We start from the raw sequence: 20,639 nt of genomic DNA, 5'->3' as shown, positions 1-20,639 counted from the left end.
ACACTACAGCAACATCGAAGCACCGCGGTCGAGATAGGTATCCAAGAATTGCTCAAGCCGGGGATTTCTGGGCTTCTTAAAGACCTCCTGGGGCGATCCGCTGAAGAGCACCTTGCCGTGGTCGAGAAAGATGATCTGCTGGCCGACCGTCGCGGCAAAACCTATCTCGTGCGAGACAACGACCATGGTCATGCCCTCGGCAGCCAGATCGCGCATAACGTTCAAGACTTCGCCGGTCAGCTCCGGATCAAGCGACGAGGTCGGCTCGTCGAACAGCATGATCTTGGGCTTCAGCGCCAGGGCACGGGCGATCGCCACGCGCTGCTGCTGCCCGCCTGATAACTGCGAGGGATAGTGCCCGGCCCGACCCTCGAGGCCAACCTTGACGAGCTGGGCCATTGCCCGCTCCTCTGCATCCTTGCGGCTCATCTTGTGAACCGCCTTCAATGCTTCGCTGACATTGCCAAGCGCCGTCATATGTGGCCAGAGATTGAACTGCTGGAACACCATGCCGATCTGGGCGCGGATCGTACGGTTAGCGGCAGCGGAAATGCGCTCGCGCCGCCCTTGAGAATCCTCGGTAAAGCCAAGCACCTCGCCGTTGATGGAGATCGTCCCGCGCGTTGCCTCCTCAAGAAAAGCCATGCAACGTAAAAGCGTGCTCTTGCCGGAGCCGGATGGGCCGATGAGACAAGAAACCTGCCCGGGCTCGATGGCGAGATCGATACCATGGAGGACCGTGGTCTCTCCGAAAGTCTTGACGAGATTCCTGACTGCTATTGCGGGGACGCTCATGCGTTGAAAAACCTGAATCTGGATAGTTTCGTTTCAGCAAGGTTGCCAAGCCAGCCGGTCAGTTCGACGAGCACCCAATAGAAAAGCGCCAATGCGGAGAGTGCTTCGACGAAGGCATATTGCTGCGACCCGATTGCACTCAGCGTCGCCGTCAGCTCCGGGACGGTGATGATGGACAGGACCGCCGTCTCCTTCATCAGGATGACCACCATATTCACGGATGGCGGCAGCACCAGCATCGTCATTTCCGGCAATAGAATGCGCCTGACGATCTGCGCCTGTGTCAGGCCGACGCATTCGCCGGCCTCGATATGGCCCTTCGGCACCGCCTGGAAGCCGGAGCGGAAGATCTCGCTGAAATAGGCCGCGCCATAGATCGAAATGCCGATCAGTCCGGCCGGCAAGGGATCGAGATCGAGGCCGACAAAGGGGCCGCCGTAATAGACCAGGAATATCTGGATGAGGAACGGCGTGCCGCGCAGTATGGCTACGACTGCACCAAGCGCCTTGTCGATCAGCATGCCGCCATATTGCCTGGCGACTGCCATCAGAAAGCCGATGACGGCCGCAGCGATGGTGCCGAGGATCCAGATCATGATCGTCACGCCGGCACCGCTGACGATGGCGGGCCACTGCCCGATGAGGACATTGATGTCGAAGGTCACCGCGGCGCTCCCGGGAGTCTGTTTTCGATCAGGCTGCCGGCAAACGCCACCAACCAGTTGATCACCAGATAGATGAGGCCCGCGGATGCGAAGAGCTGCAGTGGCAGGAAGGTGCTGCCGGCGAGATCCTGCGCCATGCGCGTCAGTTCGACGATGCCAACGACTGAGACCAGCGACGACGCCTTGAGAATGAGGATCGCCTCGTTGACGAGAGCTGGAAACGTCAGGCGCAGCGCGATCGGAACCTTGATGCGCCGAAAGATCTGGCGCGGTGTCAGGCCAACCATTTCCGCCGACTCCACCAGACCGAGAGGCACGCTGGCAAATCCGCCGCGCAGATTCTCGGCCTGGTAGGCTGCCGTGCAGAGCGATAGGCCGATGATCGCTGCCACGATGCTCGGCACATTGACGCCGATGACGGGAAGCAGATTGTAGATCAGCAGCAATTGCACGAGGAGTGGCACACCTCGAAAAAAGCTGATGAAAATCTGGGCAGGCCGAACGAAAAGACTACGCCGCGAGAGCAACATTCCCGAAAGAAGGATCGCGATCGCAAAGCCGATGAGGATCGACACGACGCTGATGGTCACCGTGTAGATCGATGCCTGCAGAAGCAACTCGAAGAGTTTAGTGGACATTGTTCAGATTTTGCCCGCTTGACGGCCAGGAAAGTGCGGTCGCATTCCTCGGCCATGCCCCGGCATTCCCCCCGGGCATGGCCGATTTCGGGTCGTCGATCAGAATGCCGGGTCCTTGACGGAATCCGGTGTGTCGAAGCTCGCACCAAACCACTTCTTCTGCAGCGTCGCCATGCGGCCGTCCGCCTTGATCTTCAGCATGGCGGCATCGATTGCATCCATCAATGGCGCATGATCGGCATCCTTCAGGCCGATAAAGCCGAAATAGGATTTCTTGCCGAAGGGCGGAAGAACGACTTCGAACGTGCCTTCGCGCTGCTTGGCGACGAAAGCGATATTGGGCAGCGAGTTGGCAACGCCGGCGATGCGGCCGGCCGCGAGGTCCGCATAGGACTCGGTAAAGGCAGGATATTCGCGAATATCGACCTTAGTCGGCAGGGTTTCGGAAAACTCCTTGAGCTGATCGAGCTGAGCGGTCGCCTTGCCGACACCGATCTTCTTGCCGGCGATATCCTCCGGCTTGTTGATCGTCTTGTCGCCGGCTTTTTTCAGGATCGCGATGGTCGCCTCGGCGAGCGGCGGCGTGAAGCGATAGCGCTCAATGCGCTTCTTGGTGATCGTCGCCGGGCCTGCCACGACGTCAAACTTGCCGGCCTCGAGCGCCGGGAAGACACCATCCCAGGGGAGCGTGACCCATTCGATTTTCACGCCGAGTTCCTTACCGATCTCATTAAAAAGATCGACGTTCAAGCCGACATGCTCGCCGGCGTCGATGAAATCGAATGGTGCGAAGGCGGTCTCGGTACCGACCTTCAAAGTGCCGGCGGCCTTGACGGCGGCAAGCGTGTCGGCCGCATGGGCCGAAATCGTCGCGCCGAACAAAAATGCGGCGCCGACCAGCCCCTTCAGAAGCGAATTTTTCCTCATGTTTTCTCTCCAGTTTTTGCCCTTCCGTGGAAGGTCTAGGTCCCCATGCAATGTCCCGCCCGAGCGGATTTCTATGACCCGCTTTTGTCTATACAAATTGATACAGGCTGGCCTACACTGTCAAACGCAAAACTCGATGGACGCAAGATTTGTGCCGCACAGTCCAGGTAAACCCGGCAGAAGCGGCTTCGTGGAAATTGAATGTCATCGCTGGATCGAGGTGAGATTTGGTCTCAATTCATCAGAGAATTTTCGAAGACATCGAAGCCAGGATCATCGGCGGCATCTGGCAACCTGGCCACCGCATCCCCTTCGAACACGAGCTGGTGCAAGAGTATCAATGTTCCCGAATGACCGTGAACAAGGCTCTTTCGGCCCTGGCGGAACGCGGCATGATCACTCGCCGCCGCAAGGTTGGTTCCTTCGTCGCCTCGCGACAGATCGACCGCACGGTGATGGATATCCAAGACATTTCCACAGAAGCCGAGTTAGCAGGGCACGACCACAGCTACAGGATCCTGCTGCGAAAGATCGAGACACTGGATGCTGCCACCGCGGCTCACCTCGGCGAAGAGAAGGGAGCAGAAATCCTGCGGCTTCACTGCCTGCATACCGTGGACGGCAAGCCGAATGCGCTGGAGCGGCGCATCATCATGCTCGCGATGGTACCGTCTGCCAGGACAGAAAGCTTTGCTTCGGTTCCGCCCGGCAAATGGTTGCTGGACATGGTGCCTTGGTCGAAGGCAAGGCATGTCATTCGTGCCGTTTCGGCCGATGCCGCCACGGCACGCCTGCTTGAGACCGCGCGTGGTGAGGCTTGTCTAACGCTCATCCGCCAGACATGGCAGATGAGCCATACGGTCACGCATGTAGAGATCATCCATCCAGGCGATCGTTTCCAATTTGCCGGCGACTTTCATCCAACTGAGAGAGGCATCACAGATCAACTGCCGCGGAGAAGCCTCTCTTGACCGCAAAACAGGTTATCAGGACAGTTCCGCTAAAGGGCTTGCAGGCTTTCGAAGCCGTCGGCCGCTGTGGCGGCGTGGGTGCTGCGGCCATCGAGCTGAAGGTTTCCTCCGGCGCGATCAGTCAGCAGATCCGCAAGATCGAGAGCTTTCTCGGCGTCACCTTGCTGGAGCGCAACGGCCGCACCGTGGAGCTTACCCAATGGGGGCGGCTCTATCATCAGGAAATATCGAAGGGCTTCGAGCAATTCGCGCTTGCGGAACAGATTTTGGAACGGGCGCGCAATGAGAATGCCCTGGTTCTCAGCGCCCTGTCTTCCGTCGTCAACAAGTGGATCGGGCGTCGGATCTTCGATTGGCAGGCCCTTCATCCAAATGCTCATGTCAGGATCGTCGGTCGCGACAAGGAACCCCGCATAGGTTTCGACGACATCGATTTCCGCATCAGCTATGGATCGGATGTGCTGCAGCATGAACACTATACCGAGCTGTTCCGCGATTGGGTCGTTCCGGCCTGCTCGCCGGCGCTGATCAAGGGCGAAGTTCGCTCCGTCGCGCGGCTTCTGGAATATCCACTCCTGCATGTCGAATGGGAGCGGCATTTTACGCCCTATCCAAGCTGGCGCGAATTCGCTGCGCAGACGGGCGCCGCGTTCAACGAGAGCACAGCCGGCCTCTCCTTCACCTTGTCGAGCAGCGCAATCGACGCAGCCGTCAACAAGCGCGGCGTCGTTCTCGCGCAGATGTCTATGATATCAGATGAGCTCGAGGCGCAAACGCTCGTCATTCCCGTCGACATACGCATAGCTTTGCGCGAGAGCTATTTTCTTGCCTGGGATCGCGCGGCTTTGCAGAAGCCCCATGGGCGCGAATTCCGCGATTGGCTCGTGACTATTTCCCGTCAGCAGGCATTGGCGTCAGCCCCAAAGCCGACACTTTAGAAAAACTAAAATGGAACTCAGCTGCATGATATTGATGAAAATTTGCGCCTGGCGATAATTTGCGTATTCGCCTTCAAGAAGGCGGCGTAACCGACTAGCGGGAGAGCTCAATGGCGCGAACCGACAAGATGAAACTCGGGACTTTCGTCTATACTTTCGGTTTTCATCCGGCCTCCTGGCTGCATCCGGCAAGCGATGTCAACGGCGCCAACGACTTCGCTCATCTGCTTGATGTCGCCAACCGATCCGAGGCGGCCAAGTTCGATTTTATGTTCATGGCCGATTCTCCCGCCGCTGCGGTCGGCGATCCGAATGCGCTTGCCCGGATACCGACCAAGATGAACCGTTTTGAACCGCTCTCGCTGCTTTCAGCACTAGCGGTCACGACGAATAATCTCGGTCTCGTGGCGACGGTCTCGACGAGTTACTACGAGCCATACAATGTCGCCCGCCTGTTTTCCTCGATTGACCATCTGAGCAAAGGCCGCGCTTGCTGGAATGTCGTCACCTCAGACCACGACGAAACCGGCTACAACTTCAACCGCGAGGGTCTCGATCCGCATGCGCTACGTTACGAGCGCGGCAACGAGTTCGTTGACGTCGTATTCGGCCTTTGGGACAGTTTCGAGGAAGGTGCGCTGCTTCTCGACCGTGAGAATGGTATTTACTACGACAAGGACAAGCACCACACGCTCAATCACAGAGGCAAACACTTTCAGGTTCGCGGCCCTCTGAACATCGCGCGAACACCCCAGGGCCGTCCCATCATCGCCCAGGCGGGCGGTTCGGAGCCCGGAATGGACATGGCGGCTCGCACGGCCGAGATCGTCTTCAGCCTCGCATCGAATATTGAACGCAACCGCGCCTTCTACGAAAACGTCAAAAGCCGGATGCCGGCCCATGGACGCGATCCGGACGATCTGAAAATCATGCCGGGCATCGTTGTCAACGTCGGTGAAACCGAAGCCGAAGCAAAGGCGAAGGTGGATGACCTGATCGACAGGATGCATCCGGATGTCGGGCGGCTGATGCTCTCCGAATTCCTGGAAGCGGACCTGCGCGACGTGGCTCTCGACAAGCCTTTCCCCATGGATCGACTGCCAGCGGCGCCCAAGGGATCACGCGCCCTGTTCGACGAACTGGTCGATTTCGTCAAGAGCGGCCACACCGTCGGCGAGCTCATCCGGCACTATGCCGAAAAGCACACCGGAAATGGCATAACAGGCACCCCGGCCCGGATCGCCGATTACATGGAGGAGTGGTTCGAGACGCGTGCTGCCGACGGCTTCATCCTGATGTTTCCGACATTGCCGTCCAGCCTCGACGATTTCGTGCGGCTTGTCCTACCGGAGCTTCGCCGCCGCGGGCTGTTTCGCGAGGAATATGAAGGCACGACCCTGCGCGAGAACCTCGGTCTTTCAATGCCTGCCAATCGCTTTGCCAAAGCAAAGGGGCCGGCCTGATGAGTGCCGGGGCTTTGATCAGTGAAGCGGAGTTCAAGCTTTCGATGCGTCAGCTGGCCGGTGCGGTCAGCGTGATCACGGTTGGAGACGGACAAGACCGTAGCGGCTTCACCGCGACGTCGGTCTCTTCGTTTTCCGCAGAGCGGCCTTCGGTGATCGTCAGTGTCAACCGCGCGTCCTCTTCATGGCCGCTCCTACAGCGGTATGGCTGCTTCTGTGTGAACGTGCTCGCAGCCGACCAGCAGCAAGTCGCGCAATCCTTTGCCGGTTTTGACGGACGCAAGGGTGCCGAACGCTACAATGGTGCAGAATGGTATTGCCTCAAGACCGGCGCGGCGGCGCTTGAAAATGCCCTCACGGTCCTAGACTGCGAACTTGAAACCGTATTGCACCATCATTCCCATGCGGTTTTGATCGGGCATATCCGCGCAATCGAAATCCGACAGGGCATCGGGCCACTTCTATACTGGCAAGGCGGCTATCATGAACTTCCGGTGGAAGACCATCGCCGCATCCTAGCGAAGCCGCTCCGGCAATAGCGCTATCGAGGCGACATCCGCATTGGCAAAGGCAAGTCTGAGATACCGCTCCTGCCCTTCGCCGAAATAGGCGCCGGGTATGCAGACGATGCCGGAGTCTATGGCCAGTTTTTCCGCAACCTCGGAAGACGATCGATCGGCAAAAGGGTGGCGAACAAAGGCGAAATATGCTCCGATCGCTGCGAGCTCCCAGTCTGGCAACTCTGAGGTGGCCAGTCTCAGAGCGTCCGCGCGGCGAGCAATCTCCAACCGGTTGCCGGCCCGCCAATCGGCGAGCGCCGGCAGAGCCGATGCAACTGCGATCTGAGCCGAACGTGGTGCGCAGATCTGCATATTGTCCATAACCTTCGCGATCTCGGCGATGAGTTTGGGTCCCGCGGTGATTGCACCCAGTCGATGACCGGGGATGCAGAAAGATTTCGAAAAACTGTAGAGAAGAACGAGCGTATCCTCCCACCCCGGCTGGGAGAGGAGGGAATGCGGCCGGCCGTAGCCTTCGACAAGGAAATCCCTGTAGGTTTCATCGAGGATCAGCCAGGCGCCATGTTTCCGGCAAAGCACAAACAGATCGTGGAGCAGGCTTGGTGGATACACGGCCCCGGTCGGATTGTTGGGGGTAACGACGGCAAGCATCTTCGCGCCGGCCGCAAGGGCAGCCTCGGCTGAATCCAGATCGGGAAGGAAACCGCCAGCGGGGTCGCAATGGACCAATCGCCGACCGATCCCAAGCATCGACAGGGTCGTGTCGTGATTGAAATAGAAGGGATTGGTGAGCGCCGCGGTATCGCCCGTGCCCGCAAGCGCGATCGCTGTGCACATGAACGCCTGATTGCAGCCGGCGGTAATGTGGATATTGCCGCCGGAAATGTCGGCGCCGTAAAGCTCGGCAAGATGAGCCGCGTAGGTTTCGCGCAATAAAGGTTCGCCCTCGATCGGCCCGTATCCCGTCATGGCCTGTTGCCCGGCGGCCTCGCCAAGAAGCCGCAGCATCTCGGGATGCGCGGGATAGCCTGGTACGGCTTGCGACAGATCGATGAGTGGCCCCTTCAGCCCTTTGTATTCGCGGCCCCAGGCAACGACGGTAGGAATGGGCGGGGCGGAGAGGCGGGCAACGAGGGAATTGGGTTTTGCGAAGGTCATATCGATTTCTCTTTGATACCGATTGCTACAACGATACCAATTGCTTTCTCAACCTCTTTGTCGAGTAAGACGGATCTGAAGCGGAGACATATACGCATGGTGTGGGACAAATCACAGCTCGAACAGCTGCGCGCGGAATTTGCAGACGCCAACGGCGGCGAGATATTCGATGAGAAGTTTCGGAAAGTGGCGGAGAAGATCATCTCCAAGAACGGCACGAGGCTGGCGCCATATTCCGGAGTGCCGACCTTCCTTAGCGCGCCCCATATGCAGGTGGCCGCCGACCAGCCCGACTTCGGCAATCTCCAGGTTGCCATCACCGGAATCCCGATGGATCTTGGCGTCACCAATCGTCCAGGCTCCCGTTTTGGACCGCGCGCCCTTCGCGGCATCGAAAGGATTGGCCCATACAATCACGTTCTCGGCACGGCCCCGGTTTTTGATCTCCGGGTCGCTGACATCGGCGACGTATCGTTCCAAAGCCGTTACCGGCTGGAGCTCAGCCACGACGACATCGAAAAGCGCATTGGCCAGATCGTCGATGCCGGCGTTGCACCGCTCTCGGTTGGCGGTGATCATTCCATCACCCATCCGATTTTGAAGGCCGTCGGCCGGCGACAGCCGGTTGGCCTCATCCATATCGATGCCCATTGCGACACGAGCGGTGCATTCGATCAGACAAAGTTTCATCACGGCGGGCCGTTCCGCAATGCTGTGTTGGACGGTGTGCTCGATCCGACGAGGACGATCCAGATCGGCATCCGTGGTTCGGCGGAATATTTGTGGGAATTCTCCTATAAGTCGGGAATGACCGTGATCCACGCGGAGGACATAAGTGGAATGGGAATTGCGGCGGTCGTCGCCAAGGCAAAATCCATCGTCGGCGATGGCCCGACCTATCTTTCCTTCGATGTCGACAGTCTCGATCCGAGCTTTGCACCCGGCACTGGCACGCCCGAGGTTGGTGGATTGACCACGCGTGAAGTCCTTGAGCTGATACGAGGACTGAAAGGGGTAAATCTGGTGGGCGGTGACGTCGTCGAAGTTGCCCCGCAATATGACGCGACGACCAACACAGCGCAAGCCGCGGCGCAGGTGCTTTTTGAGATTCTGAGCTTAATGGTGTTCAGTCCATCGATCGGCAAACGCTAAGGCATTATGGTCATCGAACGCGAGATATACGAGTAAGCTCTAGGCCAAGCCACTGAGCACCAACACCGTAAAAAACCGCACTGCCGAGAAAGCAACTCTAAGGGTGAAAAGCTCAAGACATGGCTGTTCGTGGCAATGTCCCAGAGGCTATGGCCGGCACGGGTAACGGGACTTGTGCCTCTGGTTTCCGTGCGCTTGGAAAGTCGTTTCCCGCTCCTGTCTCGATCGATAGGTTCAATTATGGAACCTGACAAATTCCACATTCCGCGCCACTGATGACGATGCTCCGCGCACGGCCTGTGGCAAATTGATGCCGAGAAAAGATCTTACGCTTATGGCATATCGTGTCAGACCAGACACACATTAGTGCCCTTGCTTGTGCCAAGGATGAAGTGAAAACATGCGAATTTTGCTTGTTGAAGACGATAGCATCCTCGGCTCATCGCTTAAAAAGGCGCTGGAGAAGCACGCCTATGGCGTTGACTGGATGCGCGATGGCCAGTCGGCCCTGGAAGCGGCGGAGCACTCCGATTTTACGGCCGTCATACTCGACATCAACCTGCCGGTCCTGAGCGGCATCGAAGTCTTGAAAGGAATGCGGCGGGCCGGAAATACCGTTCCGATCCTGCTGCTGACAGCCCTCGATGCGATAAGGCGCAAGGTTGAAGGTCTTGATGAGGGAGCGGACGACTATATGGTCAAGCCCTTCGATCTCGATGAACTGCTTGCCCGCCTTCGGGCGCTCATCCGACGCCGCGACGGGCGGACGGAAAGCCTGTTGCGGTGCGGTGACGTCGAGGTGGATCCATCGGCGATGGTTGCACGGAAAGCCAATATGCAGCTGCATATTACGGCCAAGGAATTTCACCTCCTCAAGGTGCTGATGGAGCGCAGCGGCCGATACGTGACGAAGAATGACATAGAATATGCGCTCTATGATGCCTACAGCACGGTCGAAAGCAATGCTATCGAGGTTACGATCTACAATCTCCGCAAGAAGCTCGGCACAGACTTCATCAAGTCCATCCGCGGCGTCGGTTACATGATCGAACGATGAGGAAATCCACCCTTACACGCAAGCTCTTCCTCAGGATCGCGCCGGTCGTGGTGGTGGCGATCATGGTGATCGGCGCTTTCGCCTTCAACAGCGCCACGCGCGAGATCAACAACATCTACGACGCGCAGCTCATCAACGATGCGAACGTGTTGTGGAGATTGCTGCATTATCGGCTGAAGCATTCGATGGATCGCACGCCCCAGGAGGTCGGTGACATCGATTTCAGCATGGATAACCAGCTTGCCTTCAATGAAGACGCCGACGATTACGCCGATGCGCATATGTTCCGCGCCTGGGTGAACGACAAGATCATGTACTACAGCAGCACGGCCTTCCCGCCCGAAGTGTCGCACCAGAAGGTCGGCTTCACCGACCTTGCCTATCAGGGGGAGAATTGGCGCATCTATTCGTTGCCGATCCCCGATTCCGGCATCATCATGGAAGTCGGCGAGAAGATTTCGCTGCGCCAGACGTTGGTCTCCAACATCCTCTTGAATCTCTTCTTTCCGCTGCTCATTCTTGTGCCGGTCATCGGTTTACTGATTTGGCTTGGGATCCGCAGCGGCCTGCGCGCCATTTACGGGTTGGTCTACCAGATCCGCACGCGCTCGCCGGACGACCTGTCGGCCATCCCCGTCGAGGATCTGCCGCGCGATCTCCTGCCACTTGGCCGTTCGATCAACCACCTGCTGGAAAAGCTCGGCCGCTCCCTGACGCTGGAGCGGCGGTTCTCGGATCTCGCCGCCCATCAACTGCGCACGCCGCAGGCAAGCGTCAAGCTGCTCCTGCAGATGCTGGACAAGAGCGACAGCGAACAGGAACGCAAGCCGATCATTGCGGATCTGGTGTCCAGCAACGACAGAGCAATGCACCTGATCGAACAGTTGCTGCGCCTGGCACGCGTGAGCCATCATCCGCTCAATCTGACGCCGGTTTCACTTTACCGGTTGATTGCGTCGACGCTCGCGGATTTCGGCAACATCATCTCCAGCCGCGATCTTGACGTTTCCCTGGAGGGTGCGGAAGAGGCTCAGGTTCAGACAGACGAATCTCTCCTGCAGGTGATGATCAGCAACCTGCTTGATAACGCCATCAAATACACCCCCGTCGGCGGCAGGATCGAAGTCATCGTCTCCCCCGAGGCTGGTTTCTGGCTGATCTCGATCAGCGACAGCGGACCAGGCATCCCCGAGGAGGAGCGTGAGGCCGTCTTCAAGCGATTCCATCGCCTGGACACGCTGCATGCCGAGGGGGCCGGCCTTGGACTTGCGATCGTCGCCGATACCGCCGAACGACTGTCCGTGTCGGTAGCGCTTTCGACATCCCCTTGGGGTAACGGCCTGCGGGTCGAATTGCGCCTGCCCAGAGACTGAGGCTGCCGGCCGTTCATTTTTCATTTTCGCATCATTTTGCCCTCAGGCTTGCCTCATCGACTCCCGGTAAACACAGCCGCGGATCAAGTCGAAGGGCCATTGGATGCAAATTTTTTCCGATTTTGACGGCACGATTTCCATTCAGGACGTGACGGATATCGTCCTGTCTTCCTTTGCCGATCCGCAATGGGAAGACATCGAGCAGGAATGGAAGGACGGTCAGATCGGGTCGGCCGAGTGCATGCGCCGCCAAATCGCCCTCATCCGGGCAAACCGGCATGAGCTCGACGCACTCCTCGACACCGTGGCAATCGATCCCGGCTTCGTGGCATTCCGTGATTATTGCCGCGAAAACGGTCTGCCGATCACCGTCGTCAGCGACGGCGTCGATTACTTCATCCGCCACGTCCTGGCGCTGAACGGCATCAAGGATCTGCCTGTCATCGCCAATATCCTTACCCATCGGGTCGTCGAGGGTCACGACACCTATGCGCTTGCGCCTTCGCCGGCGACGGCAGGCTGTTCGGCAGGCTCGGGCGTGTGCAAATGCAAGGTCATCGGCGGCATCGAGCGGCAGATCTACATCGGCGATGGACGGAGCGATTTCTGCGTTTCCGGCAGGGCCGGTCTCGTCTTCGCCAAGGGCAAGCTCGCCGAATACTGCGGCGACCAGGGCATTTCTTGCATCACCTTCGACGACTTCACCGACTTGATCCCCAAGATGCAAGCCGTCCTTCCCGGCATCGCGCGGCGGCCCCGCGCATTGCTGCAATCTTCAATCGCATAACCAGACTGAGAGGTTCACCAATGAACATTGTCAACGCCGACGCCTTCAAGGAAAACACCGCGCTCACCGAAAGGTCGGAAGCCGAGCTGCGGGTTCTGGAGGAGACCTATTGCTCGCATGGCGATACGGTCCACTACGCGGCGGAACCGAAATTCTTCGAAGAATGCGAAGGCTCCTACGTCTATGACGCAAAAGGGACGCCGTTTCTCGATCTGCAGATGTGGTATTCCGCCGTCAATTTCGGCTATCGCAACGAGAGGCTGAATGCCGCCGTGCATCGGCAGCTCGACCGGCTGCCGCAAGTCGCCTCGCAATATCTGCATCGCGAGAAGGTCGAGCTGGCGGCGATGATCGCGCAAGATGCCGAGCGCAAGTTCGGCCGCAAGGGGCGCGTTCATTTCAATGTCGGCGGCTCGCAGGCGGTCGAAGATTCGCTGAAACTGGTACGCAATTATACAGGCGGCAAAAGCCTGATGTTCGCCTTCGAAGGCGGCTATCACGGCCGCACTCTCGGCGCCTCGGCAATCACCTCCAGCTATCGGTATCGCCGCCGCTTCGGGCATTTCGGCGAGCGAGCGCAATTCATCGAGTTTCCATATCACTTCCGCGGCCCGAAGGGCATGTCGAAGGAAGAATACGGAGAGCATTGCGTGCGCAAGTTCGCTCGCCTCTTTGAAAGCGAATATAACGGCGTCTGGGATCCCAAGGTCGGCAGTGCCGAATATGCGGCCTTTTATATCGAGCCGATCCAGGGCACCGGCGGCTATGTCATTCCGCCGATGAACTTCTTCACCGAACTCAAGAAGGTCCTCGATCAGCACGGCATCCTGCTTGTCGTCGACGAGATCCAGATGGGCGTCTACCGGACCGGAAAACTCTGGTCGATCGAGCATTTCGGCGTGTCGCCCGACGTTCTCGTCTTCGGCAAGGCGATCACCAATGGGCTCAACCCGCTCTCGGGTGTCTGGGCCAAGGAAGAAATGATCAATCCGACCGTCTTCCCGCCCGGCTCCACCCATTCCACCTTCGCCAGCAATCCGATGGGAACGGCCGTTGCGCTCGAAACCATGAAGATGCTGGAAGAGGAGGATTTCGGCGCGGCGATCATGGCCAAGGGAGCCTATTTCCTCGATGGCCTGAAGCAGCTTCAGAAGCGCCATGCGATCGTCGGCGACGTCGACGGGCTCGGATTGGCGCTGAGATGCGAAATCTGCAAGGAAGACGGTTTCACGCCCGACAAGGCGACGATGGACTGGCTTTGCGACGAAGGCATGAAGGGCGATCTCCCGGTCGGCAACAAGGTCTATGGCCTCGTTCTCGATGTCGGCGGCTACCATAAAAACGTCATCACCCTGGCGCCGAACCTGCTGATCTCACGCGAAGAGATCGATCTGGCGCTGACGCTGCTCGATCAGCTCTTCACGCGCGCGGCCCGGAGATAGAATGGTGCAGCTTCTCCTCCTTCATCTCGACGATGCTTTGGAGTTGCAGCCGGACTTCGTGCGCGCCTGCACACTTGCAGGCGCGTGCCACCACGTCGACAAGCGGGGCGGCAGTGCAATCAGGTTGTGGGGCAGGCAGAAGATGCTTTCCGAACTTGGTCGGGACATCTCCCGATCGCTGCCCTCTCGAGGCAGGGGACCACAGCTTGCCTTCATGGGCTCGGGCGATTTCCACCATGTGACCGCTCTGCTTCTCGATACGGCCCTCGAACGGCGGCCGGTTTCGACCACCCTCGTTCATTTCGACAATCACCCGGACTGGGTGAATTTCGAGGGCGGCATGCACTGCGGCTCGTGGATCAACAGCGCCCTGTCAAACCCCAAGATAGAAAAGGTCGTCACGGTCGGCGTCTGCAGCCACGACCTGCGCAATCCCGAACGCAAGGGAGCCAATCTGCGCTGGTTGAGGGAAGGCAAGCTGGAGCTTTACCCTTACGAGCATCCGCCAAGCCGCGTCTCTGCCGAATACGGCAGTGGCGCCAGCTACCGGCAGGATGGGCGCGCCCTGCACTGGAATTCCATCTCCGAGATCGGCGAAGAGAATTTCATCGACCTCATCCTCAGCCGCATCGGCACCGAGGCGGTCTATTTCACGATCGACAAGGACGTGCTTGCCGCCGATGACGCCGTGACCAACTGGGACCAGGGCCGCATGCGCCTGCCCTATCTGATGGCGCTGATCAGCGAGATCGGCAGCCGCCATCGCGTCATTGGCGCCGACGTCATCGGCGATTATTCGGCGCCAAGCTACGCCGGCGGCCTCAAGACCCGGTTCCTGAAGCAGGCGGAAATCTTCATCGATCAGCCACGGCTTCGGCAGGCGGCGGACGCCGTGCGCAACATCAACAGCGCCGCAAATCACGCGTTGCTGGAAGTCCTGGCGGAAGCGATGGAATGACCGGCGGCCTCACCTTGCCGATGTTCGGCCTGATCCTGTTCTGCGTGGTCGCGGAAACCGCCCGCGAGGTCTGCTTCAAGCAGGCGGCCAGCGACAACGCCATTCTGGCAACCCTGGTCAAGCCGCTGACCTGGCTCGGCATCGCCTTCTGGGCGATCGAACTGCTTGCCTGGACGGCGGTGCTCGCCCGCGTGCCGCTGACCATCGCCTTTCCGCTGATGGCGCTCAGCTATGTTGGGACCGTGGTCGCCGGCGCGGCCGTCTTCAAAGAAAAGATCAACCTTCGCCACGCGACGGGCGTGTTTCTCATTACCGCCGGCGTGGCCTGCGTGGGAGCAACCGGACTATGAAAATCTTTGCTCATACCAGATGGGATGTCGCCCCCGTGCTTGCGGCCTTCGCGCATCTCGTCTTTGACGTCTACCTGATCGTCGGCTTCGAAAGCAGGCCGCTCTGGATCTCCGCGATCCTGGGTTGCCTCTATGCCGTATCGATATCCTGGAACATCAATAGCATCTCACACAATTTCATCCACACGCCGTATTTCAAGCCGCGCTGGATGAATTACGGCTTCAGCCTGCTGGAGTCGGTGGCGATCGGTTTTTCTCAGACCTATTACCATTGGGTGCATTTGCGCCATCACTCCGGCAACAGCGACCGGCCGGACGATAAGGGCGGTACGATCGATCTGCTGTCGATCTACCGCTACGGCCAGAACGGCGAGCCGGAGAATGTCTGGTCCTACACGCTGAAGAGCTTCTTCCGCGACAGTCTCGGCGATATTCACATGGCCATCGCCAAGAACCGTCCTTTCGATGCCGCATGGGGCCGTTTCGAACTGCTTGCTTTCCTCGGCCTGGCGGCGATCGCGCTGATTTACGATTGGAAGGCCGTGCTGTTTTTCGTGCCGTTTTACTATGCCGGCAATTGCCTGTCGTCGCTCAACGGCTATTACGAACACCTGCATGGCGATCCGGACGAACCGATTGCCTGGGGCGTGAGCAGCCACAAGCCGTTCTACAACTGGCTTTGGTTCGGCAATGGTTACCATGCCGAACATCATTACCGGCCGCGCACCCACTGGACGAAGCTTGCGGCACTGCACGAACAGATCAGGGAAGAACAGGAAAAGGCCGGCACGCATGTCATCAGCACCTGCCATGCCCTCGGCTTCATGGCTCCGGAAAATCGCGAGATGGAGCTTCGGCATGAGGTCTGAGCAGTTGAGCTTCTTCCTGCCAGGAACCAATGGCAAAGGTGTGCTGCTGATCCACGGCTTGACGGGCGCCCCGGCCGAAATGAAGCTCGTGGCGCGCCGGCTCAACCGGCGCGGCTACAGCGTTCACGCGCCGTTGCTGGCCGGTCATGGCGAAGATATCAAGACGCTGCGCAGCACGCATTGGGAAGACTGGCTGGCAAGCGTCGTGCGCGGATCCGAATTCCTGGCGGCGCGCACGCAGGCGGTTTTTGCCGCCGGCATCTGCGTCGGCGGCAAGTTGTCTTTGCTGGCTGCCAAGCACCGGCCGGACCTGATCAAGGCGGTGGCGATCTACTCGCCCTGCTTCCACTACGACGGCTGGGACGTTCCGCGACATTATACGATGCTGTCGCCGCATATCGGCTGGCTGTCGCGGGTGCCGTTTCTCGATCGCCTCAATTTCAGGGAAAACCAATCGCTCGGCATCAAGGATGATCGCATGCGCCGCCTCGTCGAGGACATGGCGGGCGAAGGCATGCTCGAGAAATTCCCCGGCCGCGGCATCGTCGAGATGTATCGATTGGGCAAGGCGCTGCGCGGAACCCTGCCTGAGATCCGGACGCCAACCCTGATCCTCCACGCCGAAGAGGACGATCTCAGCAACCCCCGGCATGCGCTTTACATATCCGATCACATCGGCGGGCCGCATGAACTCAAGTGGATCAAGGACAGCTACCATATGATCCATCTCGACCGCCAGCATCGACAGGTCGCGGAATTCACCGCCAACTTCTTTGAGGCAGGCTATGCTGAAGCTCGCCTATAGACAGTTTCCCGCCGAAGATGGCGGGCCGGTTGCACAGGTCTACGACACGATCCGCGCCATCGGCCGCGAAGCCTGGAATGCCTGCTACCGCGGCCATGTCGAAGATTATGATTGCCTGCTTGCGATCGAAGACGCCGGCATCGGTGAATTCGACTGGCGCTACATTACGATCGTCGAGAACGGAAGGATCAGCGCCGCCATGCCGGCGTTCCTCTGCCCCTATCCGCTGGACACGACACTGGAAGAGGGCTTGCCGCGCCGGCTGATCCGCCGCGTGCGACGACACGTTTCAGGTTTCCTGGTGCTGCGGCTTGCCTGCCTCGGCTCGCCGTGCACCGAAAACGGCGTCATAGGCTTTCATGCCGAGGTGCCCGAGGCACGTCGTGAGGCACTGCTCGGCGAATTGCTCGACGCCTTCGAAAGTCTTGCGGCTCGGGAAGGCTGCGCGCTGATGGGGGTTAAGGATATTCCCGCGCCGGGCGCGCTGGAGTTCGGCACCCTGTTTTCAGAACGGCGCTATGCCGCAATCGGCGGCCTGCCATCCGCCTGGCTCGATATCGATTTTCGGACGATCGACGAATACATGGCCCGGCTGTCTGCGGGCACGCGCAAGGATATGCGGCGCAAGATGAAGTCCTTCGACGCCGTCAGGGTCGAAATCAGAACGGATGTGGGTGACGTGCTGCCACGTATCATGGCGCTTTACCACGATACGCGCAATCGCAGCGAATGGCAGTTCGAAGAGCTGACGCCCGCCTATTTCGAGGGGATACTGACCCATATGCGCGGCCGTTCGTTCTGCGTCCTCTATTTTGTCGAGGACGAGCTGCTGGCTGCCAATCTCATCGTTCATGACGATCGCGTCGCGATCGACAAGTTCTTCTGCATGGATGGCGAACAGGGACGGCCCTACAATCTCTATTTCCTGAGCTGGTTCACCAATTTGCGTTACTGTCTCGACAGCGGTCTCGGTCGATACCAGAGCGGACAGGCATATTACGAAAACAAGGTGCGGCTCGGCAGCCAGCTGACGGCCAACACCATGTTCTTCCGTCACCGAAATCCCGTGCTGCAGACATTGCTGCGGCTGGTCTCCCCGCTTTTTTCCGCAGAGCAGGCCAAGTGATGACGTCGATGCGCCTGACATGGCTTGCCGTGCCTGTCCTCAACACGCTGTTTCAAGTTTTCATGAAGCTCGGCGCCGTGCAGTTGAGCGGTGCCGAGGGCGCGACCTTGCTGCACGACGCACTTGCCTCGCACTGGATCCTGGCGGCCCTCGTCGTCGAGGTCGTCTGCTTCTTTGTCTGGATGACCATTCTGGCCGAGCTCGACCTCAGCAGGGCCTTTCCGCTCTCGGGCATCAGCTATGTCCTGATCATTGCGAGCGGCTGGTTGATGTTTGGCGAGCCGATCGTCGCACTCCAGATTGTCGGCAGCGGCCTGATCCTTGCTGGCGTCTGGATGATCGCCGGCGCATCGGAGGCGACGCGCGCGGCCGATGACCCTAGCAGCGGGCACGCCCTGCCCCGCGCGCATCTTGGCAAGGAGCGGTGATGGCGCAGGCACAAGGCTTCATCCTCCACAGGATCGGCGCTGCGGCAGCGGCCTTCACCAACCGGATCATGGCGCGGGCGCTTTCCCGCATCGTCACGCACGGTTGCCTCGACGTTACCACGTCCAATGGCCGTCTGCTGTCCTTTGGTGACGCATCCGGTGAACGGGTGCATGTGCGCTTTGCCGATCTTGCCGCGCAATGGGCCTTCCTCATCGATGCCGATATGCGGCTCGGCGAACTCTACCTGGACCGCCGCTTTCTCGTCGAACATGGTTCACTTTTCGACTTCCTGGCAATGATGTTGCGCGAGGCGCAGAACGCCAGGCATCCCCTTGTCGCCCGGCTGATCGATGGCGCCCGCACCCGGTTGCGCACCTTCCGCCACCGCAATCTGCCGACGCGTTCGAAAGCCAATGTCGCGCATCACTACGATCTCGACGGACGGCTCTACGAGCTCTTTCTCGATGCGGACCGGCAATATTCCTGCGCCTATTTTGAAAGCCCCGACCAGTCGCTCGATGGCGCGCAGCTTGCCAAAAAACGGCATCTCGCCGCCAAACTGCAGATCGCCCCCGGCAACAGGGTGCTCGATATCGGTTGCGGCTGGGGCGGGCTGGCCCTGCATATGGCTGGTCATGCACGCGGTGGCCATGTGCTTGGTATCACGCTGTCGGAAGAGCAGCATGCCTACGCGATAAAACGGGCCGCTGAACGCGGGGAAAGCTCGGCGACGGTCGAGTTTGCGCTGCAAGACTACCGCAGCCTGACGGGACGCTTCGACCGGATTGTCTCGGTCGGCATGTTCGAGCATGTCGGGCTGGCATCCTATCGCGCCTTCTTCAAAAAATGCGTGGAACTGCTGGACGACGATGGCGTGATGGTCTTGCATACGATCGGCTGTTCGGCGACGCCTGGCTTCACCACGCCGTGGCTCGACAAATATATCTTTCCCGGCGGCTATATTCCCGCCTTGTCCGAAATCATCCCGGAAATCGAGAAGGCCGGCCTCTACGTCACCGATATCGAGGTGCTGCGCCTCCATTATGCATGGACGCTGGCGGAGTGGCGAAGACGCTTCATGGCAAGATGGGACGAGGCTGCAGCGCTTTACGATGAGCGTTTCTGCCTGATGTGGGAATATTACCTTGCCAGCGCGGAAGCAGCGTTCCGCTACGAGGACCTGGTGGTTTTCCAGATCCAGTTGACCAAGCGTAATGACATCCTTCCGGTGACTCGCGATTACATCGGGGCACATGAGAACACTGCGGCGCAGTGCTTAGAAGCCGATCTGGAAGGAACGGTTGAGGGCAAAGCCGATCACGTTTTGATCGGCTGAGCCGATCTTCGAGGTGATCGGACTGTCGGCGGCATCGCCGACCAGGCGGCTGTATTTGTCATAGACCTGCACGCTCCAGGCCGGCGACAGCGTATAGGTCGCTGCCGCGGTGAAGCCGATCGATTTTATACCGCCACCTGCGCCAAACGCATCGACGCGCCCGTTGCCGGCGGCGTCAGTGGCCGAAACCCCGAAATTGTTGCGCATATAGGTGGTGTCCGCCAGAGACAGGCGCGGACCGGCAGACAGAAGCCAGCGATCCCCAAGCGGCTGAAACCAGTCGAGATAGAGATCGGCAAGCAGGCCGTCGCCGCCCCAGAGCGCCTGACGCGTTTCGCCCCGCACGCGCAGGCGATCCTCTATCGGCCAATATTGCATGTAGACGCCGGCATCGAAATTCCAGTGTACTCGGCGCAGGCCTTGCAAGTCGGAATCTTCGAGCGGCGACCGCCCGCCTCTCAGGCCGATAACCGGGCCGATCTCGACACCGCCGATGTCAAACAGACCATAGTCGATATTGTCGTCGGGAGCGCTGTATTCCGCCGCATCTCCCAGGCGCCTGACATCAAAGGAGGGCATGCCGCTGACGGAAAGATGCTTCGACCCTTCATAGGACGGACCGTATTCGACGGAACCACCGAGGGTGACGATCCATTGGCTCTTCGCCGACGCCGGGTCCTCACTCATTCCTGGGTGAGCATCGATCAATGTCAGTCCCAGGGAAACCGCTGCAATCGCAGGTGACGCCTTCCAAAAAGAGACCATATACGCTCAACTCCGCGGCACCCAAGCAGACGATTACGCCACCGCAAAACTCTTCTACAGTTTCAGCCGCGGCTCGGCCATAGTCGAATCGTCCTAGGCTCCCAAAAGGCGGCT

Annotated in this window: 22 protein-coding genes; 16 read left to right on the top strand and 6 right to left on the bottom strand. The window is 59.2% G+C overall.

Annotation, left to right across the window (positions count from 1 at the left end; translation table 11 throughout):
• Positions 1-3 precede the first annotated feature (3 nt).
• The 4 genes from EFQ99_RS22270 to EFQ99_RS22255 all read right to left on the bottom strand — a co-directional run bounded on the left by EFQ99_RS22270 (position 4) and on the right by EFQ99_RS22255 (position 3,025).
• Entirely contained in the window at positions 4-795 is a 792-nt protein-coding gene (locus EFQ99_RS22270) for an amino acid ABC transporter ATP-binding protein (protein ID WP_126923390.1), read from the bottom strand.
• Positions 792-1,460 carry an amino acid ABC transporter permease gene (locus EFQ99_RS22265; RefSeq protein WP_126923389.1) on the bottom strand — a complete coding sequence of 223 codons (669 nt, stop codon included), beginning with the start codon at positions 1,458-1,460 and terminating at the stop codon, positions 792-794. Before EFQ99_RS22265 ends, EFQ99_RS22270 begins: the two co-directional genes overlap by 4 nt.
• On the bottom strand, positions 1,457-2,098 hold the full coding sequence (locus EFQ99_RS22260) for an amino acid ABC transporter permease (protein ID WP_126923388.1): 642 nt from the start codon (positions 2,096-2,098) through the stop codon (positions 1,457-1,459). The genes EFQ99_RS22265 and EFQ99_RS22260 overlap by 4 nt, the downstream gene beginning before the upstream one ends.
• 99 nt (positions 2,099-2,197) lie before the next feature.
• Entirely contained in the window at positions 2,198-3,025 is an 828-nt protein-coding gene (locus tag EFQ99_RS22255) for a transporter substrate-binding domain-containing protein (protein WP_126923387.1), read from the bottom strand.
• A 227-nt stretch (positions 3,026-3,252) separates the two neighbouring features.
• On the opposite strand from EFQ99_RS22255, the gene hutC reads away from it, so the two are divergent.
• The 4 genes from hutC to EFQ99_RS22235 all read left to right on the top strand — a co-directional run bounded on the left by hutC (position 3,253) and on the right by EFQ99_RS22235 (position 6,936).
• Positions 3,253-3,996, top strand: a complete 744-nt coding sequence (gene hutC / locus EFQ99_RS22250; protein ID WP_126923386.1) for a histidine utilization transcriptional repressor HutC — start codon at positions 3,253-3,255, stop codon at positions 3,994-3,996.
• Positions 3,993-4,934, top strand: coding sequence for a LysR substrate-binding domain-containing protein (locus tag EFQ99_RS22245; RefSeq protein ID WP_126923385.1), 942 nt, complete (start codon positions 3,993-3,995; stop codon positions 4,932-4,934). Before hutC ends, EFQ99_RS22245 begins: the two co-directional genes overlap by 4 nt.
• 110 nt (positions 4,935-5,044) lie before the next feature.
• The gene (locus EFQ99_RS22240) at positions 5,045-6,397 is read left to right on the top strand and encodes an LLM class flavin-dependent oxidoreductase (RefSeq protein WP_126923384.1); all 1,353 of its coding nucleotides are present in this window, start codon (positions 5,045-5,047) and stop codon (positions 6,395-6,397) included.
• The gene (locus EFQ99_RS22235; RefSeq protein ID WP_126923383.1) at positions 6,397-6,936 is read left to right on the top strand and encodes a flavin reductase family protein; all 540 of its coding nucleotides are present in this window, start codon (positions 6,397-6,399) and stop codon (positions 6,934-6,936) included. Before EFQ99_RS22240 ends, EFQ99_RS22235 begins: the two co-directional genes overlap by 1 nt.
• Here EFQ99_RS22235 and EFQ99_RS22230 read toward each other — a convergent pair.
• Positions 6,913-8,076 (bottom strand): aminotransferase, encoded by a 1,164-nt coding sequence (locus EFQ99_RS22230; protein ID WP_126923382.1) that lies wholly within the window; start codon positions 8,074-8,076, stop codon positions 6,913-6,915. The genes EFQ99_RS22235 and EFQ99_RS22230 overlap by 24 nt on opposite strands.
• A gap of 96 nt (positions 8,077-8,172) precedes the next feature.
• On the opposite strand from EFQ99_RS22230, the gene speB reads away from it, so the two are divergent.
• The 12 genes from speB to EFQ99_RS22170 all read left to right on the top strand — a co-directional run bounded on the left by speB (position 8,173) and on the right by EFQ99_RS22170 (position 19,760).
• Entirely contained in the window at positions 8,173-9,228 is a 1,056-nt protein-coding gene (gene speB / locus EFQ99_RS22225; RefSeq protein ID WP_126923381.1) for an agmatinase, read from the top strand.
• Positions 9,229-9,628: 400 nt separating this feature from the next.
• Complete coding sequence (locus EFQ99_RS22220; protein WP_126923380.1) at positions 9,629-10,285, top strand: response regulator transcription factor; 657 nt, start codon at positions 9,629-9,631, stop codon at positions 10,283-10,285.
• On the top strand, positions 10,282-11,658 hold the full coding sequence (locus tag EFQ99_RS22215; RefSeq protein WP_126923379.1) for a sensor histidine kinase: 1,377 nt from the start codon (positions 10,282-10,284) through the stop codon (positions 11,656-11,658). The genes EFQ99_RS22220 and EFQ99_RS22215 overlap by 4 nt, the downstream gene beginning before the upstream one ends.
• Before the next feature lie 103 nt (positions 11,659-11,761).
• Positions 11,762-12,445, top strand: coding sequence for an MtnX-like HAD-IB family phosphatase (locus EFQ99_RS22210; protein ID WP_126923378.1), 684 nt, complete (start codon positions 11,762-11,764; stop codon positions 12,443-12,445).
• A 20-nt stretch (positions 12,446-12,465) separates the two neighbouring features.
• A complete protein-coding gene (locus EFQ99_RS22205) occupies positions 12,466-13,887 on the top strand; it encodes an aspartate aminotransferase family protein (protein ID WP_126923377.1) in 1,422 nt (473 codons plus the stop codon).
• Between the two features lie 4 nt (positions 13,888-13,891).
• A complete protein-coding gene (locus EFQ99_RS22200) occupies positions 13,892-14,845 on the top strand; it encodes an arginase family protein (RefSeq protein ID WP_126923512.1) in 954 nt (317 codons plus the stop codon).
• Entirely contained in the window at positions 14,842-15,195 is a 354-nt protein-coding gene (locus EFQ99_RS22195; RefSeq protein WP_126923376.1) for a DMT family transporter, read from the top strand. The genes EFQ99_RS22200 and EFQ99_RS22195 overlap by 4 nt, the downstream gene beginning before the upstream one ends.
• Positions 15,192-16,064, top strand: a complete 873-nt coding sequence (locus tag EFQ99_RS22190; RefSeq protein WP_126923375.1) for a fatty acid desaturase family protein — start codon at positions 15,192-15,194, stop codon at positions 16,062-16,064. The genes EFQ99_RS22195 and EFQ99_RS22190 overlap by 4 nt, the downstream gene beginning before the upstream one ends.
• On the top strand, positions 16,054-16,869 hold the full coding sequence (locus EFQ99_RS22185) for an alpha/beta hydrolase (RefSeq protein ID WP_126923374.1): 816 nt from the start codon (positions 16,054-16,056) through the stop codon (positions 16,867-16,869). The genes EFQ99_RS22190 and EFQ99_RS22185 overlap by 11 nt, the downstream gene beginning before the upstream one ends.
• Positions 16,850-17,995 carry a peptidogalycan biosysnthesis protein gene (locus tag EFQ99_RS22180; protein ID WP_126923373.1) on the top strand — a complete coding sequence of 382 codons (1,146 nt, stop codon included), beginning with the start codon at positions 16,850-16,852 and terminating at the stop codon, positions 17,993-17,995. The genes EFQ99_RS22185 and EFQ99_RS22180 overlap by 20 nt, the downstream gene beginning before the upstream one ends.
• Entirely contained in the window at positions 17,995-18,423 is a 429-nt protein-coding gene (locus EFQ99_RS22175) for a DMT family transporter (RefSeq protein WP_245441555.1), read from the top strand. The genes EFQ99_RS22180 and EFQ99_RS22175 overlap by 1 nt, the downstream gene beginning before the upstream one ends.
• Positions 18,423-19,760: an SAM-dependent methyltransferase gene (locus EFQ99_RS22170; RefSeq protein WP_126923372.1), complete on the top strand. Its 1,338-nt coding sequence runs from the start codon at positions 18,423-18,425 to the stop codon at positions 19,758-19,760. Before EFQ99_RS22175 ends, EFQ99_RS22170 begins: the two co-directional genes overlap by 1 nt.
• On the opposite strand, the gene EFQ99_RS22165 is transcribed toward EFQ99_RS22170, so the two are convergent.
• Entirely contained in the window at positions 19,701-20,447 is a 747-nt protein-coding gene (locus EFQ99_RS22165) for a MipA/OmpV family protein (RefSeq protein ID WP_245441554.1), read from the bottom strand. The genes EFQ99_RS22170 and EFQ99_RS22165 overlap by 60 nt on opposite strands.
• Positions 20,448-20,639: the final 192 nt, after the last annotated feature.

The sequence above is a fragment of the Rhizobium vallis genome (assembly GCF_003985155.1).
Taxonomy (GTDB): domain Bacteria; phylum Pseudomonadota; class Alphaproteobacteria; order Rhizobiales; family Rhizobiaceae; genus Rhizobium; species Rhizobium vallis.
Note: the sequence above shows the minus strand (reverse complement) of the source record. Positions and strands in the feature narration are given on the sequence as shown.

What these genes read in the sequence shown, in the direction of transcription:
- EFQ99_RS22215 (WP_126923379.1), top strand. Translation starts at nt 10,282, where the DNA reads ATGAGGAAATCCACCCTTACACGCAAGCTCTTCCTCAGGATCGCGCCG.
- EFQ99_RS22230 (WP_126923382.1), bottom strand. Translation starts at nt 8,076, where the DNA reads ATGACCTTCGCAAAACCCAATTCCCTCGTTGCCCGCCTCTCCGCCCCG.
- EFQ99_RS22240 (WP_126923384.1), top strand. Translation starts at nt 5,045, where the DNA reads ATGGCGCGAACCGACAAGATGAAACTCGGGACTTTCGTCTATACTTTC.
- EFQ99_RS22165 (WP_245441554.1), bottom strand. Translation starts at nt 20,447, where the DNA reads ATGAGTGAGGACCCGGCGTCGGCGAAGAGCCAATGGATCGTCACCCTC.
- EFQ99_RS22255 (WP_126923387.1), bottom strand. Translation starts at nt 3,025, where the DNA reads ATGAGGAAAAATTCGCTTCTGAAGGGGCTGGTCGGCGCCGCATTTTTG.
- EFQ99_RS22175 (WP_245441555.1), top strand. Translation starts at nt 17,995, where the DNA reads ATGACGTCGATGCGCCTGACATGGCTTGCCGTGCCTGTCCTCAACACG.
- speB (WP_126923381.1), top strand. Translation starts at nt 8,173, where the DNA reads ATGGTGTGGGACAAATCACAGCTCGAACAGCTGCGCGCGGAATTTGCA.
- EFQ99_RS22210 (WP_126923378.1), top strand. Translation starts at nt 11,762, where the DNA reads ATGCAAATTTTTTCCGATTTTGACGGCACGATTTCCATTCAGGACGTG.
- EFQ99_RS22220 (WP_126923380.1), top strand. Translation starts at nt 9,629, where the DNA reads ATGCGAATTTTGCTTGTTGAAGACGATAGCATCCTCGGCTCATCGCTT.
- EFQ99_RS22185 (WP_126923374.1), top strand. Translation starts at nt 16,054, where the DNA reads ATGAGGTCTGAGCAGTTGAGCTTCTTCCTGCCAGGAACCAATGGCAAA.
- EFQ99_RS22260 (WP_126923388.1), bottom strand. Translation starts at nt 2,098, where the DNA reads ATGTCCACTAAACTCTTCGAGTTGCTTCTGCAGGCATCGATCTACACG.
- EFQ99_RS22180 (WP_126923373.1), top strand. Translation starts at nt 16,850, where the DNA reads ATGCTGAAGCTCGCCTATAGACAGTTTCCCGCCGAAGATGGCGGGCCG.
- EFQ99_RS22205 (WP_126923377.1), top strand. Translation starts at nt 12,466, where the DNA reads ATGAACATTGTCAACGCCGACGCCTTCAAGGAAAACACCGCGCTCACC.
- EFQ99_RS22270 (WP_126923390.1), bottom strand. Translation starts at nt 795, where the DNA reads ATGAGCGTCCCCGCAATAGCAGTCAGGAATCTCGTCAAGACTTTCGGA.
- EFQ99_RS22195 (WP_126923376.1), top strand. Translation starts at nt 14,842, where the DNA reads ATGACCGGCGGCCTCACCTTGCCGATGTTCGGCCTGATCCTGTTCTGC.
- EFQ99_RS22235 (WP_126923383.1), top strand. Translation starts at nt 6,397, where the DNA reads ATGAGTGCCGGGGCTTTGATCAGTGAAGCGGAGTTCAAGCTTTCGATG.
- EFQ99_RS22170 (WP_126923372.1), top strand. Translation starts at nt 18,423, where the DNA reads ATGGCGCAGGCACAAGGCTTCATCCTCCACAGGATCGGCGCTGCGGCA.
- EFQ99_RS22190 (WP_126923375.1), top strand. Translation starts at nt 15,192, where the DNA reads ATGAAAATCTTTGCTCATACCAGATGGGATGTCGCCCCCGTGCTTGCG.